General features: G+C 69.5%; 12 protein-coding genes, 1 pseudogene and 1 riboswitch. Of the genes and pseudogenes, 1 reads left to right on the top strand and 12 read right to left on the bottom strand.

The window, feature by feature from the left end; all coding sequences use genetic code 11:
* Positions 1-134: 134 nt before the first annotated feature.
* The 4 genes from D0D37_RS42125 to D0D37_RS42110 form a co-directional block, all read right to left on the bottom strand.
* Entirely contained in the window at positions 135-545 is a 411-nt protein-coding gene (locus D0D37_RS42125) for an ATP-binding protein (protein WP_116206161.1), read from the bottom strand.
* A gap of 2 nt (positions 546-547) precedes the next feature.
* Positions 548-922, bottom strand: a complete 375-nt coding sequence (locus D0D37_RS42120; RefSeq protein ID WP_116206162.1) for an STAS domain-containing protein — start codon at positions 920-922, stop codon at positions 548-550.
* 446 nt (positions 923-1368) lie between these two features.
* Positions 1369-2964: a glutamate synthase-related protein gene (locus D0D37_RS42115; RefSeq protein WP_116206160.1), complete on the bottom strand. Its 1596-nt coding sequence runs from the start codon at positions 2962-2964 to the stop codon at positions 1369-1371.
* Positions 2965-3005: 41 nt separating this feature from the next.
* A complete protein-coding gene (locus D0D37_RS42110; protein WP_116206159.1) occupies positions 3006-3524 on the bottom strand; it encodes a DUF6790 family protein in 519 nt (172 codons plus the stop codon).
* A 59-nt stretch (positions 3525-3583) separates the two neighbouring features.
* Here D0D37_RS42110 and D0D37_RS42105 point away from each other — a divergent pair, with 59 nt between their 5' ends.
* A complete protein-coding gene (locus D0D37_RS42105; RefSeq protein ID WP_116206158.1) occupies positions 3584-3997 on the top strand; it encodes a MarR family winged helix-turn-helix transcriptional regulator in 414 nt (137 codons plus the stop codon).
* 119 nt (positions 3998-4116) lie between these two features.
* On the opposite strand, the gene metH is transcribed toward D0D37_RS42105, so the two are convergent.
* The 8 genes and pseudogenes from metH to D0D37_RS42065 all read right to left on the bottom strand — a co-directional run bounded on the left by metH (position 4117) and on the right by D0D37_RS42065 (position 14220).
* The gene (metH, locus tag D0D37_RS42100; RefSeq protein ID WP_116206157.1) at positions 4117-7722 is read right to left on the bottom strand and encodes a methionine synthase; all 3606 of its coding nucleotides are present in this window, start codon (positions 7720-7722) and stop codon (positions 4117-4119) included.
* A gap of 17 nt (positions 7723-7739) precedes the next feature.
* Positions 7740-7816: riboswitch (S-adenosyl-L-homocysteine riboswitch) on the bottom strand.
* 44 nt (positions 7817-7860) lie between these two features.
* Entirely contained in the window at positions 7861-8463 is a 603-nt protein-coding gene (locus D0D37_RS42095; RefSeq protein WP_116206156.1) for a maleylpyruvate isomerase N-terminal domain-containing protein, read from the bottom strand.
* Positions 8464-8467: 4 nt separating this feature from the next.
* Positions 8468-9838, bottom strand: coding sequence for a carboxylesterase/lipase family protein (locus D0D37_RS42090; RefSeq protein ID WP_244223872.1), 1371 nt, complete (start codon positions 9836-9838; stop codon positions 8468-8470).
* A gap of 251 nt (positions 9839-10089) precedes the next feature.
* A pseudogene (locus tag D0D37_RS42085) lies at positions 10090-10851 on the bottom strand (lysylphosphatidylglycerol synthase domain-containing protein); the annotation flags it as partial.
* A complete protein-coding gene (locus tag D0D37_RS42080) occupies positions 10851-11876 on the bottom strand; it encodes a glycosyltransferase family 4 protein (RefSeq protein WP_116206154.1) in 1026 nt (341 codons plus the stop codon). The pseudogene D0D37_RS42085 and the gene D0D37_RS42080, both read right to left, overlap by 1 nt.
* Before the next feature lie 47 nt (positions 11877-11923).
* Positions 11924-12763 (bottom strand): aldo/keto reductase, encoded by an 840-nt coding sequence (locus D0D37_RS42075; protein ID WP_116206153.1) that lies wholly within the window; start codon positions 12761-12763, stop codon positions 11924-11926.
* A gap of 43 nt (positions 12764-12806) precedes the next feature.
* A complete protein-coding gene (locus D0D37_RS42070; RefSeq protein ID WP_116206152.1) occupies positions 12807-13142 on the bottom strand; it encodes an STAS domain-containing protein in 336 nt (111 codons plus the stop codon).
* 664 nt (positions 13143-13806) lie between these two features.
* On the bottom strand, positions 13807-14220 hold the full coding sequence (locus D0D37_RS42065) for an SsgA family sporulation/cell division regulator (RefSeq protein WP_037818751.1): 414 nt from the start codon (positions 14218-14220) through the stop codon (positions 13807-13809).
* Positions 14221-14876: the final 656 nt, after the last annotated feature.

Below are 14876 nucleotides of genomic sequence, written 5' to 3'. Positions count from 1 at the left end.
CTCCCGCCCCAGCCGAACCGGGTGGAACCGCCCCTCACAGCCGCCGCCCCAACGAGACCGCCAAGCTGCCCGCACTGGCCCGCCCGCCGAAACCAAGCCGTCGCCCGCTCCGACCGAACCCGGCGAACCGGCTCTCAGGCCAGCTTCCACCCCAACGTGACCACCGTGCCGTCCGCGGTGGTCCGCACGTCCGCCCGATCCGCCGTGGCCTGCACCAGCAGCAACCCGCGGCCGCGCACCGAAACCGGGTCGTCCTCGACCTCGTCCGGAGGGCGCCATTCCCCGTGGTCCGCGATCACGACCTCGACGCTGTCCGGACGGCACACCGCGTCGAGATCCACCAGCCCGGGCTCCCCCGGATACGCGTGGTCCGCGACGTTCGCCAGCGCCTCGTATCCGGCCAGCACGATGTCGTGCGCACGATCGTCCGGGATGCCCGACTCCAGCGCCCACGCCAGCAAGCGGTGCCGCAACGTTCGCAACGCCCCCGGTTCCGCCACGATGTCGTGGCAGCTGAGTGCGCGGGTGTCCTCCTGCACGTCCATCGTCAACCGCCCGCTCCGGCGACCCCGGCGAGCGCTTGGTCGACCGAGGGGAACAGCGAGATCCACTCGTCGAGCCCGGTGGTCGTGAACGGCCGCGAGGTGATCGAGGACGTGCTCACGACCCGCAACGCGCCCGCGTCGAGCTGGCGGTGCGCTCCGGCCAGCACTTGCAGCCCGGAGGAGCTGAGGAAGTCGACCGCGCGCAGGTCCACGACCAGCACTCCGGGCTCGCGTTCCAGCACACCGCCGACGAACTCGCCGAGTTCCGGCGCGGTGACCAGGTCGATCTCGCCGCCTACGGTCACGACTGCCGCCGGTCCCCGCCACCGGACGGAAACTTCGAGGTCGCCTGCGTCCTGCCCGTCTTCCGAAGCCACGATCACCGATCGTGCCCGATCGGAGGACGGATCGCCAGTGGGCCTCCGGTCGGCGGCCACGCGAGACCCCCGCCCGGACGCGCGTCCGCTCCGCCATCAGCCGGTCCGGCGGCGGCCACTCGCAGAGAGCAGCACGCCCGAGGGGAACGACCGCACCCGGCACCTCGCCGAGGCTCCGCCACCACCGAACGATCGCCCATCCGCCTACCGTCACCCATGCCGGATTGGGCGCCTCTGACGCGCCCAATGCGGCATGGAGTAGTCGCGGGTGCGGTGTCAGCGGTGCGCGGAGGTTCGCTCCCCGGCTGATTGGCCCGGCACCACCGGCCAGAGGTCCGTGAAGGGCTCCTCGAGGGAATCTGATTCCCTCGAGGAGTCCTTCACGGACCTCTCTGCGCGAGCGGAGCACGTCGGCCCGCCGTCAGACCTCAGAAAAGCAGCCCCGCTCAGGCGAACCGGTCCGGATCAGCCGCCTTCCAGTCCTCCGCCCATCCGAGAGGCGGCTCCCCCAGCAACTCTCCCGGCTCCAGCCAGTCGTACCACTCCGCGTACGACAGCACCGTCCGCGCATCCACTCGCCTCCGCAGCATCCGCGGCGACAGCTGTGCCGGATCCGACACCCCCATCGCCGCCATGATGCGCATCGCCGAGGCGACCGTAGCTTCCTGATAGCGCTGCACCCGCTCGGTCTTGTCCCCGACGTCCAGCGCCCGCCCCCGCCGCGGATCCTGCGTCGCGACTCCCACCGGGCATTTGTTCGTATGGCACCGCTGCGACTGGATGCACCCCACCGCGAACATCATCGCCCGCGCGGCATTCGTGTAGTCCGCGCCCTGGATCAGCCGCTTCACCACATCCGCCCCGGTCGCGACCTTCCCGCTGGCCCCGAGCCGGACCCGGTCGCGCAATCCGGTGCCGACCAGTGCATTGTGGACAATGTGCAAGCCCTCGGTGAGCGGCGTGCCCAGGTGATCCGCGAATTCCAGCGGAGCGGCACCGGTACCGCCCTCAGCGCCGTCGACCACAATGAAGTCCGGCGTGACCCCTTCGGCCAGCATCGCCTTGCACACCGCCAGCACCTGCACCCGCGAACCGACGCATAGCTTGAATCCAGTCGGTTTCCCGCCAGCCAACTCGCGCATCCGGGCGATGAACAGCACCAGTTCACGCGGCGTCGAGAACACCCGATGATACGGCGGGGAAACCACCGTCTCCCCCATCGGAACTTCGCGAACCCGGGCGATTTCCGCATTCACCTTGGTGCCCGGCAGCACCCCACCCATCCCGGGCTTCGCGCCTTGCGAAAGTTTGAGCGAAACGCATTTCACCGCGTCGTGGGCGGCTTTGTCGGCGAAGGTCGAAGGATCGAAGTCACCATCCGAGGTCCGGCAGCCGAAGTATCCGGTGCCGATTTCCCAGATCAGGTCGCCGCCGCCGCGCAGGTGATACTCCGACAGCCCGCCCTCGCCGGTGTCGTGAGCGAAACCGCCGCGGGCGGCACCTTGATTCAGCGCGAGGATCGCGTTGCTGGACAAGGAACCGAAGCTCATCGCCGACACATTCAGCAGCGCCATCTCGTACGGCTGAGTACAGTCCGGCCCGCCGACTCGGACCCGAGGCAAGCTATCCGGCACCGGCACCGGCGCGAGTGACGGGACGAGGAATTCGTATCCCTCGGCGTACACGTCGCGCTCGGTGCCGAATGGTTCTTCCGCTGCGGTGCCCTTGGCGCGTTGGTAGACAATGGACCGGACGTCGCGGTCGTACGGGCGGCCGTCGAAGTTGCGTTCCACAAAGTACTGCTGCAATTCCGGCCGGATGCTTTCGAGCAAGAACCGCAAATGCCCGAGGACCGGGTAGTTCCGCAGCACCGAATGCCGCCGCTGGGTCACGTCGTACGCCCCGGTCGCTGCGAGCACCAGCAACGGCGCTGCCAGGAACCACCACCACGCCGACGTCGCCGCGCTGAGCACTACCGCCGCGGCCGCGAGCACGACCAGCCCCGCGACCAGTCCGAATCGGACCACACTGAGTCTTGCCACGGCGTAGAAACTAAACCCCGCCGCCGAGCCGCGCAGGTCGGCTAGACAAGCGCGGGCTGCTCGGCAGCGGCCAGCCGCTGCGAACGGCGCGCGAAGATGATCACCATCGCCGGGAACAGCAGGTCGCAGACCAGGACGCCGCCGGTGTTGCCCGGCGCGTGGTCGCCGTTCGCGAACCACTGGTACACGTGGCCGATCAACGCGCCCCACAGGAACATCCCGGCTCCGAGACCGACAGTGATGCGCTCGCGCGCGGTGGCCGAAGACGAGGCGGCGCGGAAGCCCATCACCGCGAGACCGAGGTTGGCGAACGCGATCTCGAACTGGAACGGCGAGCGGGTGAACCCGATCGCGTCGGCCATCACGCCTGGCGCGCCGAGGAAGGCGAAGACCATCCACAGGCTGCCGCACCCGAGCGCGGCGACGGCCCACCACCGCTGCCAGATTTCGAGCCTTGCCCGCGGCGAGAGGTTCTTGCGGGTGCGAAGCACCGCACCGACGACCGCGATCAGCGGCCAGGTGAGGGGGAACAGGGTCTGAGCGACGTAAGGGATCTCCATGCCGATGAGTCTTGCATAGTTAATATTAACTCGTCAACACTCCTGGTAGGCTCGCTCCCGTGGACGACGGACTTGCCGAAGCGCTGCATCGAGTGGTGTACCTGCTGGGCGAAGCCGCGCGACAGCGCGCGGACGGCTCAGGCGGATTGACATACAGCCAGCTGCGGCTGCTGGGGACAGTGGAAGACATCGAACCCGCGACACAGCATCAGCTGGCCCAAGCGATGTCGGTCTCCGACCCGGCGATCAGCCGCGCGCTGCGCCCGCTGGAATCGGCTGGGCTCGTGCAGGTGCGCCAAGACCCGGAGCACGCACGACGGCGGCTGGTCACCCTGACTGATGCGGGCCGCGCGGCTTTCCATGACACGGGGAAACCGCTCCGGGACGAGTTCCGCGAGGCCTTGCTGAAGGCAGGGTTCCCGTACGAGCAGTACTTGCGCGACACCGAGCGACTCGCCGAACTGCTGTCCTGAGCCGAAATGGGCCCAGAAATGCCGTGAGGGGAACCCTGAGGGACTCTGATTCCCTCAGGGTTCCCCTCACGGACTCGGCCCGTCACGCAAACGGCGACGGAACCACGCGAAACGACGGCTCAGTAAGCCAGATTAGGCCGCAGCCACCGCTCCACTTCGGACAGTTCCTCGCCGCGCCGGGCCGCGTAGTCCTCCATCTGGTCGCGCCCCAACCGGCCGACCGTGAAGTACCGCGATTCCGGATGCGCGAAGATCAGCCCGCTCACCGCCGCGGCCGGGGTCATCGCGTACGACTCGGTCAGCCCGATCCCCAACTCCTGCGCGCCCAGCAGCTCGAACAGGTCCTTCTTCTCGCTGTGGTCCGGGCTCGCCGGGTAGCCGAGCGCGGGACGGATGCCGCGGAAGCGTTCCGCGTGCAGGTCCGCCAGGTCCGGCTGCACGTCCGGCTCGAACCAGCGGCGGCGGGCTTCCAGGTGCAGGTACTCGGCGAACGCCTCGGCCAGCCGGTCGGCCAGCGCCTTCACCATGATCGCCCGGTAGTCGTCGTGCTCCGCCTCGTACTTCCCCGCCAGAACCTCCGCGCCGTGGATCCCGACGGCGAATCCGCCCAGGTGGTCGCCAAAACCGGCGGGGGCGATGTAGTCGGCGAGGCACCGGTTCGCGCGGCCCTCGGGCTTCTGGGTCTGCTGGCGCAGCATCGGGAACTTCCAGTCCGAGTACTCGCCCTCGAGCAGGATGTCGTCGCCCTCGGAATGCGCGGGCCAGAACGCGTACGCGCCGCGCGCGGTGAACGAGCCGTTCTCGATGATCTCGTCCAGCAGCTGGTTCGCGTCGTCGAACAGCTCGCGCGCGACCGGCTGGTCGAGGATCGCCGGGTACTTGCCCTTGAGTTCCCAGGCCAGGAACAGGAACTGCCAGTCGATCATCTCGCGCAGCTCGGGAATCGACGGTTCGACCACGCGCACGCCGGTGAACTCCGGCGTCGGGATCTCGTCGAACGACACCTTCTCGGCGTTCGCCCGGGCCTGCGCGACGGTCAGCATCGGCGTCGAGTGCCGGTTTTCGTGCTGGATCCGCAACCGCTGCTGCTCCGCGCGGTTGGCGATGTCCAATGCGTCGGCGCGATCGGTGTCGAGCAGGTCGGACACCACGCCGACCACCCGCGACGCGTCGAGCACGTGCACCGTCGTGTGGTCGTACGCGGGCGCGATCTTCACCGCGGTGTGCTGCTTCGACGTGGTCGCGCCGCCGATCAGCAGCGGCAGCTTCAGTCCGCGGCGCTGCATTTCCTGCGCCACCGACACCATCTCGTCCAGCGACGGCGTGATCAGCCCGGACAGCCCGACGACGTCCGCGTGCTCGGCCACCGCGGTGTCGAGGATCTTCGCCGCGGGCACCATCACGCCGAGGTCGATCACCTCGTAGTTGTTGCAGCCCAGCACGACGCCGACGATGTTCTTGCCGATGTCGTGCACGTCGCCCTTCACCGTGGCGAGCACGACCTTCCCCTGGCCGCGGGAGGTCTGGATGCGGCCCTCGGCCAGCATCTTCTCCTTCTCCGCCTCCATGTACGGCTCGAGGTAGGCCACCGAACGCTTCATCACCCGCGCGCTCTTCACGACCTGCGGCAGGAACATCTTCCCGGAGCCGAAGAGGTCGCCGACGATCTTCATGCCATCCATCAGCGGACCCTCGATCACCTCCAGCGGCCGCTCGAACGACTGCCGGGCTTCCTCGGTGTCGTCCTCGATGAAGTCGACGATGCCGTGCACCAGCGCGTGCGAAAGCCGTTCCGCCACCGGCTTGTCGCGCCAGGACAGGTCGACGACGCGCTTGGTGCCGCTGCCCTTGACCGTCTCGGCGAACTCCACGAGCCGGTCGGTGGCGTCCTCGCGGCGGTCGAACAGGACGTCCTCGACCAGTTCCAGCAGGTCCTTCGGGATGTCCTCGTACACCGCGAGCTGACCCGCGTTGACGATGCCCATGTCGAGCCCGGCGCGCACCGCGTGGAACAGGAACGCCGAGTGCATCGCCTCGCGCACGACGTTGTTGCCGCGGAAGGAGAACGACAGGTTCGAGATGCCGCCGGAGGTGTGCGCGCCCGGACAGCGTTCCTTGATCAGCGGCAGCGCCTCGATGAACGCCTTCGCGTAACCGTTGTGCTCGCTGATGCCGGTGGCGACGGCGAGCACGTTCGGGTCGAAAATGATGTCCTCGCCGGCGAAACCGGCCTGCGTGGTCAGCAGATCGTAAGCGCGGGAACAGATTTCGACCTTGCGCGCGGCCGTGTCGGCCTGCCCCTTCTCGTCGAAGGCCATCACCACGACGCCGGCGCCGTAGTCGCGGATGCGCCGGGCCTGCTCCAGGAACGGGCCCTCGCCCTCCTTGAGGCTGATCGAGTTGACCACGCCCTTGCCCTGCACGCAGCGGAGCCCGGCCTCCAGCACGCTCCAGCGCGAGCTGTCGACCATCACCGGGATGCGCGCGACCTCGGGCTCGGTGGCGATCAGGTTGAGGAACGTCGTCATCTCCTGCTCGGATTCGAGCAGGTCGGCGTCGAAGTTGACGTCGAGCAGGTTCGCGCCGCCGCGGACCTGCTCCAGCGCGACGTCCACCGCCGCCTGGTGGTCGCCCGCCTCGATCAGCCGGCGGAACTTCGCCGAACCGGTGACGTTGGTGCGCTCGCCGATCATCACGAACCCGGTGTCCGCGCCGATCTTGAACGGCTCGAGGCCAGAGAACCGGGTGCTCGCCTCGTGCGCGGGCACCGGCCGCGGCGGAAGTCCCTTGACGGCCTCGGCGATCTTGGCGATGTGGGCGGGCGAGGTGCCGCAGCAGCCGCCGACGATGTTGACCATCCCGGCTCCGGCGAACTCGCCGAGCATGCCGCCGGTTTCCTCCGGCGTCTGGTCGTAGCCGCCGAACGCGTTGGGCAGGCCCGCGTTCGGGTGGCACGCGGTGTAGGTGTCGGCGAGTTTCGCCAGTTCCTCCACGTGCGGCCGCATTTCGGCGGCGCCGAGCGAACAGTTGACGCCGACGACCATCGGGCGCGCGTGCGCGATCGAGGTCCAGAACGCCTCGACAGTCTGCCCGGACAAGGTGCGCCCGGACAGGTCGACGATGGTCACCGAAATCCACAGCGGCAGGTGCGGCGCGACCTCGCGGGCCGCGGTGATGGCGGCCTTGCAGTTGAGGGTGTCGAAGATCGTCTCGATCAGCAGCAGGTCGACGCCGCCGTCGGCGAGCGCCTGGATCTGCTCGGCGTACGAGGCTTTGACGTCCTCGTAGCTGACCGCGCGGTACGCCGGGTCCTCGACGCGCGGCGACAGCGACAGCGTGACGTTGAGCGGGCCGATCGACCCGGCCACGAACCGGTTGCCGAACTCGTCCGCGGCCTGGCGCGCGAGTTCGGCGGCGCGCAGGTTCATCTCGCGCACGCGGTCCTGCAGGCCGTAGTCGGCCTGGCCGATGCTGGTGGCGGTGAAGGTGTTGGTGGTGGTGATGTCCGCGCCCGCGGCGAGGTATTGGCGGTGCACGTCGAGCACGACGTCCGGCCGCGTGAGGTTCAGCAGGTCCGGGTCGCCGGTGACGTCCTTCTCGTGCCCTTCGAGCCAGTCCGCCCGGTAGTCGCCGGGCGCCAGGCCGGCACCCTGCAGCATCGTGCCCCAGGCCCCGTCGAGCACGACGACGCGCTGGTCGAGCAGGTTCCGCAGGTTCTGGGTCATCGCCACCTCCGCATGAGTCCACGGAGGCGCCCTTGGATGGTGGTACCGGCCGAGCGTGGCGGACCACCGGTCCGTTGCAGCGCCTCTCGACCTGGTGGTCAAGACTACCGGATGTGACCAGCCCCCGGGCAGGCGTGTTCACTCCTCGGGAATCGAGCGATCCTCGAGCGGGATGCCCCTCCATTTCCAGCCGGTCCGCCGCGGCCGTCCGGGCAGGCCGATCCGGCCCGCGCACCAGCGAAGCGCGTCCCAAGCGTCGGGAATCGGCTCCTGCTCAGGGAAAAGCCGCGCGACGACGCGGGCGCAGGTCTCGCGCGGCGGGTCGATCGCGACACCGAGGCCTCGGCCGATGTCGTCGCCGTGCAACAGGAGTTCCACGCAGCCCATCGCGGCGAAACCGGCCGGATCGGAGCGACCGGTCGGGTGGTAGGCGCGTTCGTCCGGCTGGCTGCTCCGGACCGCGGCAGCCAGCAAACGTCCGCCGGTGAGAGCGAATTCGAGCAACTCGGCCGGGGACGCGTCGGTGTCGGCCTTGGCGAGGAAGCGCACGTAATGGTCGGCCGGACGGCTCACGACTTGAGCCGCGTAGGACAGGAGCGTGTCGCCGAGATGCTCTGCGGTGTAACGGCAATCCCAGTCGAGATCACCTGCCGGACGGGTCCAGTCGCCTCCGGTGACGGGCTCGAGAACGGCGGAAACGCAGGTGAGAGCTTCGTCCAGATCTTCGGCGCGCACGGTCATCCGGTCAGCGTAGAGAAGTCCAGAAGCCGCAATGGTGATCTTTCGCGAATCCGGTCAGCGGCTGCGCACCGCCCGGCCGGTACGCGACCGCCTGTCCGGTCGGACCGCCGCGGACGAACGCCGTCCAGTCGTCCACCATCCGGTCCGCGAGCCGTTGCTGGACTGGGGTGAACGTTGGTGGCTGCTCGGCGAAATCGAACAGGTACGGCAGTTCGGCGGTGTGCGTGGCACCGAGCGGGAACGGTGCTCGCAGCGCGGCCGCAGCTGGCGAGGTCGGGTCGTTGAACTCGTAGGTCGACACGCTCGGCAGCGAGCTGGCCAGTTTTGCGGTCGGGCAGGCGAACACCCAGTCCGTGACGGCCGCCGCGTACGCGAGGGAAGCATTGCCGCTGAACGCATCCACCGGGTATTCGCGAGCGACCGCGGCCGCGTCGGGGAACACGGTCGCAAGCGCTTGCGGGTAGCCGTGCCGCGTCACTTCGCGACCGGCCGCCGTCTGCTCGGCGAGGAAGTACGTGAACTCGTCGTGCGTCGTGCCCAGCATCACCGGCACCGGGGTGGCGGGAACCTTGCCGGGCAGCACCGAACCGCCGGTGACCGGTCCGGGCATCTCGATGCCCGCGATCGAGCCGTACGCCGGCGCGGCCAGGAGTTTCTTGACTGGCAAGGCTCGCAAGCATTCCGCGGCGGTCTGGCGGTCGGTACAGCCGCGCGCGGCGGCGTACTCGACGCTCTTGTGCTCGGCGGCGGGCAGCGTCGCCTGCGCCTGGCACGGTCCACTTTGGATGATCGCGGCCCGGAACAGCCCGCGCGAGCCGGGGGCGACGAGGTGGTCGCACACCGACATCCCGCCCGCGGACTCCCCCGCGATCGTCACCTGGTTCGGGTCGCCGCCGAAGGCTTCGATGTTGTCGCGCACCCACAACAGGGCCTGCTGCTGGTCGAGGAAGCCGTAGTTCCCCGGTTCCGGGCCCAGCGACGGGTCGGCGAGGAAGCCGAGCGCGCCGAGCCGGTAGTTGAGCGTGACGACGACCGCGTCGCCTCGGTCGACGAGCCGTGCGGCGCCGTAGCGGTCGCCGCCGCCGGTGAGGAACGCGCCGCCGTGCAGCCACACCAGGACCGGCCGCCCGGTCTGGCCGGACGGCGGCGTCCAGACGTTGAGATAGAGGCAGTCCTCGCTGGTCAGGGCTCCGTCGGCGGCCTGCGGACAACGGGGCCCTGGTTTCGTGGCGTCGCGCTCCCCCGCCCAAGGCTCGACCGGGGCGGGCGGCTGCCAGCGCCGCTCGCCGACGGGTGCGGCCGCGTACGGGATGCCTTGGAAGAGCCGGTGATCGGGAGCGACACTGCCGCGGACGGCACCGGCGGAGGTGTGCACGACGGCGCCTGCCCGGCTGATCGCCGCGTCCGAAGCCGCGCAGGCCGACGCGGCCAGAACGGGGACGACGGCCAGCGCCGCGAACCACCGTCGCCGAATCCCCCGAAAAGCCGCCGCCACCGGCCGGACGATACCGGCCCGGCGGCCGGGCCCGGCCGCCGGATCATCCGGCGGAGCGCGAGAACCACCCCGCCGGGCAGCGTCGAGACCAGACCGAGCACGCCGTAGCCGACCGCGACCGTCACGCCCTGCTCCGCGCCCAGTCCGGCCGCGGCGAACGACACCGCCGCGACGCCTTCGCGCGGGCCGAACCCGCCGACATTGAGCGGCATGCCCATCGCCAGCAACGCGAGCACCAGCAGCGGCAACAGGACGCTCAGCGGCGCGGTCGCGCCAGCAGCACGGGCGGCGACCACGAACAGGGTCAGATGCCCGGCCACCGCCAGCACGGACCACCCGGTGACGCCGGGCCACGCGCTGAGCACGCCGGTCCTGATGTCGGCGGCCCAGACGTGCCTGAGCCGTTGCCGCATCGCCACTGCCACGACGACCAGCGCCGCGGCCACGATCGCCAGGCAGATCAGCACCTGACGCGGCAGCAGCTCCGGGCGGAAGACCACGACCGCCAGCCCGGCGACCACCACCACGGTTTGTCCGGCGACGCGTTCGAGCACGACCGCGCGGACACCTCGGCCGACGTCACCAGACCGTCGTCCGTGCTGCACCGCACGGTGCACGTCGCCGAGCACGCCAGCAGGGAGGACGCCGTTGAGGAATTGCGCGCCGTAGTAGTCGCCGACGGCTTCGCGGAACGGCAGGTGCAGCCCGAGCCGCGCCGCGACCAGTCGCCAGCGCGCGGCGCTCGCCAACGTGGTCACGAGCCCGATGACCAGGGCTATCGCGATCGGAACCGGGCCGAGGGCGCGCAGCCCGCCGGCGAACGCTCCGGTGCCGAGCCGCCACCACAGCGCGGCGATGAGCGCGGCCCCGGCCAGCAGTCGCAGCCACCGCATCAACGCACCACCTGATCAGCCAAGATTTCGCCTAACCTCGCCGCCGCGGCAGGCCACCCCTCCAGTGTGCGCGCTCTCGCGACGGCCGCATCCCGAAGTCGTTTCCGCAGGTCAGGGTCGTCGCGCCAGCTTCGGAGCGCGGCGGCGAGCGCTGTTTTGTCGCCGGGCGGGACGAGGAGGCCGGGTTGCTCGCCGTCCGGCGCGCGGCCGAGAGCGTCCGGGATGCCGCCGACGTCCGAGGCCAGCACCGGAATGCCGCGCGCGAGCGCCTCCGTGACGACCATGCCGTAAGTCTCCGCGTGTGAGGGCAGGACCAGCAGATCCGCCCGGTCGTAGGCGGCTTCCAGTGCTGATCCGTCGAGTGGGCCGGTGAAGCGGGCTCGCGGATGGCTCAAGCTGTTGGCGTAGGCCGGGTTTCGGGTGCGTGAACCGACGAAGTCGACTTGCAGTCCGTCCACTTCGGACAGTGCGTTGAGGAGGATGTCCTGGCCCTTGCGCGGGGTCACCGCGGCGACACAGATCAGCTGGGACACTCCGTCGGTCCCGGTCGCTTGCGGCGCCGGATCGGTCCCGGGCGGTGCGATGTGGACGGTGGCGAGGCCGTGGCGCTTCTCGACGGCGCGGGCGGCGGCTGGGCTGGTGACGATCACCTGGTGTGCCAGCTGAAGCGTCTTCCGTTCGCGAGCATCGAGGTCAGCCGCGCGCTGGGCGTCCAGGCCGGTCTCGTCAGCTAGCGGCAAGTGCACGAGGACGGCCAGGTCGAGCCGGTTCGCGTGCGGGGCGAGGACGTCGGGCACTCCGCAGGCGATCAGGCCGTCGAACAGCACTTTCGCGCCGTCGGGGACCTGAGCGAGGACCTGGTCCAGCTGCTTTTTTGCGCCTTCGTCAGGGTCCGGCCAGGTCCCGTCGACCGGCCGCAGCCGCACCGGCAGGTACTCGGCCACGCGGCGGTCGTAGGTGTTGCCGCCGCTGGGCACACTGCGGTCGTCGATGTCGCCGGGCACCACGAAACAGGACAGTCGCACGCTGCCTCCCTCCTCACAGGAGACAACGGGCGGCGGAGCGATCCGGTTCAGCCTTCGAAGGTGTCCGGGTCTAAGCCGGTCCGGCGGCCCTCGTCGAGTCCGCTGAGGACGTCGAGGTCGCTGTCGCTGAGGGAGAAGTCGAAGATGTCGATGTTCTCCCGCATCCGCTTCGGCGACGACGACTTCGGGAACACGACGTTGCCGAGCTGCACGTGCCAGCGCAGCACGATCTGGGCGGGCGTCTTGCCGTGTTTCTCGGCCAGTTCGGCCAGCAGCGGGTCTTCGAGCACCTCGCCCTGGGCGAGCGGGCTCCACGCCTCGGTCACGATGCCGTGCGACTCGTGGTAGGCACGCAGTTCCGGTTGCTGCAACGCGGGATGCAGCTCGATCTGGTTCACCGCGGGCACTGTCGCCGATTCAGCAGCCAGCCGCTCCAGGTGCGGGATCTGGAAGTTGGACACCCCGATCGCGCGGGCCTTTCCCGCGCGGTGCAGTTCCTCGAAGCCGTGCCACGTGGCGACATACCTGTCTTGGTGCGGCAGCGGCCAGTGGATCAGGTAGAGATCGACGTAATCCAGTTCGAGCCGCTGCAGGCTGCCCTCCAGCGCGTTGATCGCGTTGTCGTGGCCCTGTGCGTCGTTCGCCAGCTTCGTGGTGACGAAGATTTCTTCGCGCGGCACACCGGAATCGCGGATGCCCGCACCGACACCCTCTTCGTTGCGATACATCTGCGCGGTGTCGAGGTGCCGGTATCCCGCTTCCAGCGCTTCCCGCACCCTCGCGGCGGTTTCCTCCGGCGGAATCTGGAAGACGCCCAGGCCGAACTGCGGAATCCGGACGCCGTTGTTGAGTTCGAGCTGCGGAACGCGGTTCGTCTCGATCGTCATGTCGGCGGCCTACCCGTGCGCGGCGGCGGCGAAACTCGCTCGATCAGGCAGCGACCGTCTCGCGGACGCCCAGGATTTCGTCCGCGCCGGTCACCGCCAGACACCGCCGGACCGCGTGCGCCGACCCGGGCACGACCGTGAACAGGGGGATCCGCTCGTGCGCGTCGAGCAGGGCGCGAACACCGGCGCAGCTCAGGAACGCGACGCCGGAGAGGTCGACGACCACCGGCCCGGTCAACGGAGCGAGAGCCGCTTCGAAAACGGGCGTGGTAGCCGCGTCGAGGTCGCCGACCGGGGCAAGATGGATCGCGTCCGCCTGCCTCTGCGCGCGGACAGTCAATTCCACCGGCGCGATGACGCCCGGAAGATGGAGAGTCATGGGTTTGCGCTCCTTTCGCAGAGATCTGCTGGGGGCGCTGACCGCGGTGTGGTTCCGACGACAGCCAACACAAGCGACCGTACGCGTTCTGCCAGTGCGGTCAACCCACGTGACCACGAGGTTCACTCCCGCGGCGGCTGAGTCCGCCTGTTCGGGGGTGCCGCTGTCGACGGCGTAGTCGCCGGGTTGCGCAGCGGTCGAGCCATGTCGGCGGTGGCCGGCGGGTCGTTGGCGGACTGCCAGATTATGGTGCGGTCACCGGGATTCGTTCATCGGCCGTTCACTCGCCGGGGCACCTGTTCGGGGGATGCCCGGATTGCCTGGTGGCTGGTTTGGGGCTGTTACGGCTATTCGCCCGCGTTCGCGGTACCGCCGCGTTTCCGAGCGGTGGACTGCGGGGCGAGCGCAAGTCGGCGAGCTGGATTTATCCGAACTGTCGAGGTACGCCGCGGCCGCATCCGGCTGCGTGACGGCCGCCCTCGGTGACCGAGCAATCGACGCGGCAGCCAAGCCGACTCGTCTCGGGCGTGGGCCGAGTCCGCGCGGCTGCAACGCTCTCCGGCGCTGCAGCCATCGATTCGCGCGGGAACCGCCGCTCACTCTCGCGACAGGTCGGCCTGCGCAAAAACTCCCCGCCTGCGCGGCGAGCGTCCACTATGGACAGTCAGTCGCGCAGGGCGAGCTTCGCCAGTTCCTCGTCGAAGTCGAAGCAACGGTCTTCGGAGCCGACCGGAACCTCGTCGTACGTGCGGTCGAGGAAGTCGGCGAGTTCGTTCGCCGCCGCCTCCAGCACGGCCGAGCCGTCCGGCGCGTTCAACTCGACGAGCACGCGGCTGTCGTCGGCGGCGGGGCGCACCTGGACGTCCCCGTCGCCCGCGGGGGCGAGCAGGCCGTCGGCGAGAAGATCGCGCCCGAACAGCCAGCGCACGACGCCGCCGCCGGCGTGGTAGCCGACCGACACCGCGAACGGATCCGCCGGGTCGTACTCCAAATCGGCGCGCACCGGCAGCGGGACGGACCCGAACGTGCGCAGCCCGAAGATGATCGTCGCGCGGACGACCTGCGGTTCGGTTTCCACGACGGCGCCTCCTTCGTTATCCGGTCGCGAACCTGTCCGGACCGAAGTGAATGTTTCTCAATAGGTAACGCGCCGTAAGAGCCTAAGCTGCCCTACTGAGCAATTTTCACTCCAAAGGTGGAGATCTACGTCTCAGTTGGCTACGCAAGGGCAGCATTGACAGCAGGAACGGGCAGCGCGCACATCGGTGCCTGAGCCGCGCGCGGACGGCTTCGACCTGCGAAAACGGAGTTCCACGATCGTGGGGTCGGCGGGTTCGGGCCCGGCGGAGGCGGCGGAGAGGGCAGTTCTCGCCGCCGAAAACGATATTGGGGCACGGCTGGCCGAATCGGTTCAAGGCTGAGCAGCGAATCGGTTGGCTGCGACCGTGCCCGACGCAAGCCAGCATCGACCGGACGCAAGCCAGCATCGAGCGACGGCTCGGCTGATGGCGGCTGACCTCGCCAACACCAGCCAGCGCCCAGCCACGGCCTGGACGCCAGCGGCAGCTCTCCCCCGCCGCAAGCCAGCACCCAACGACAGCCCCGCCGACAACGACCGCCCTCGCCAACACCAGCCAGCACCCAACGACAGCCCAGCCTACAGTGGCAGCTCTCGCCCGCCGCAAGCCCGCATCCAGCGACGGCCCGGCCGATAACGACCGCCCCCGCCCACAC

The sequence above is a fragment of the Amycolatopsis circi genome (assembly GCF_003385235.1).
GTDB lineage: Bacteria > Actinomycetota > Actinomycetes > Mycobacteriales > Pseudonocardiaceae > Amycolatopsis > Amycolatopsis circi.
This window is presented reverse-complemented; position numbering and strand designations above follow the sequence as displayed.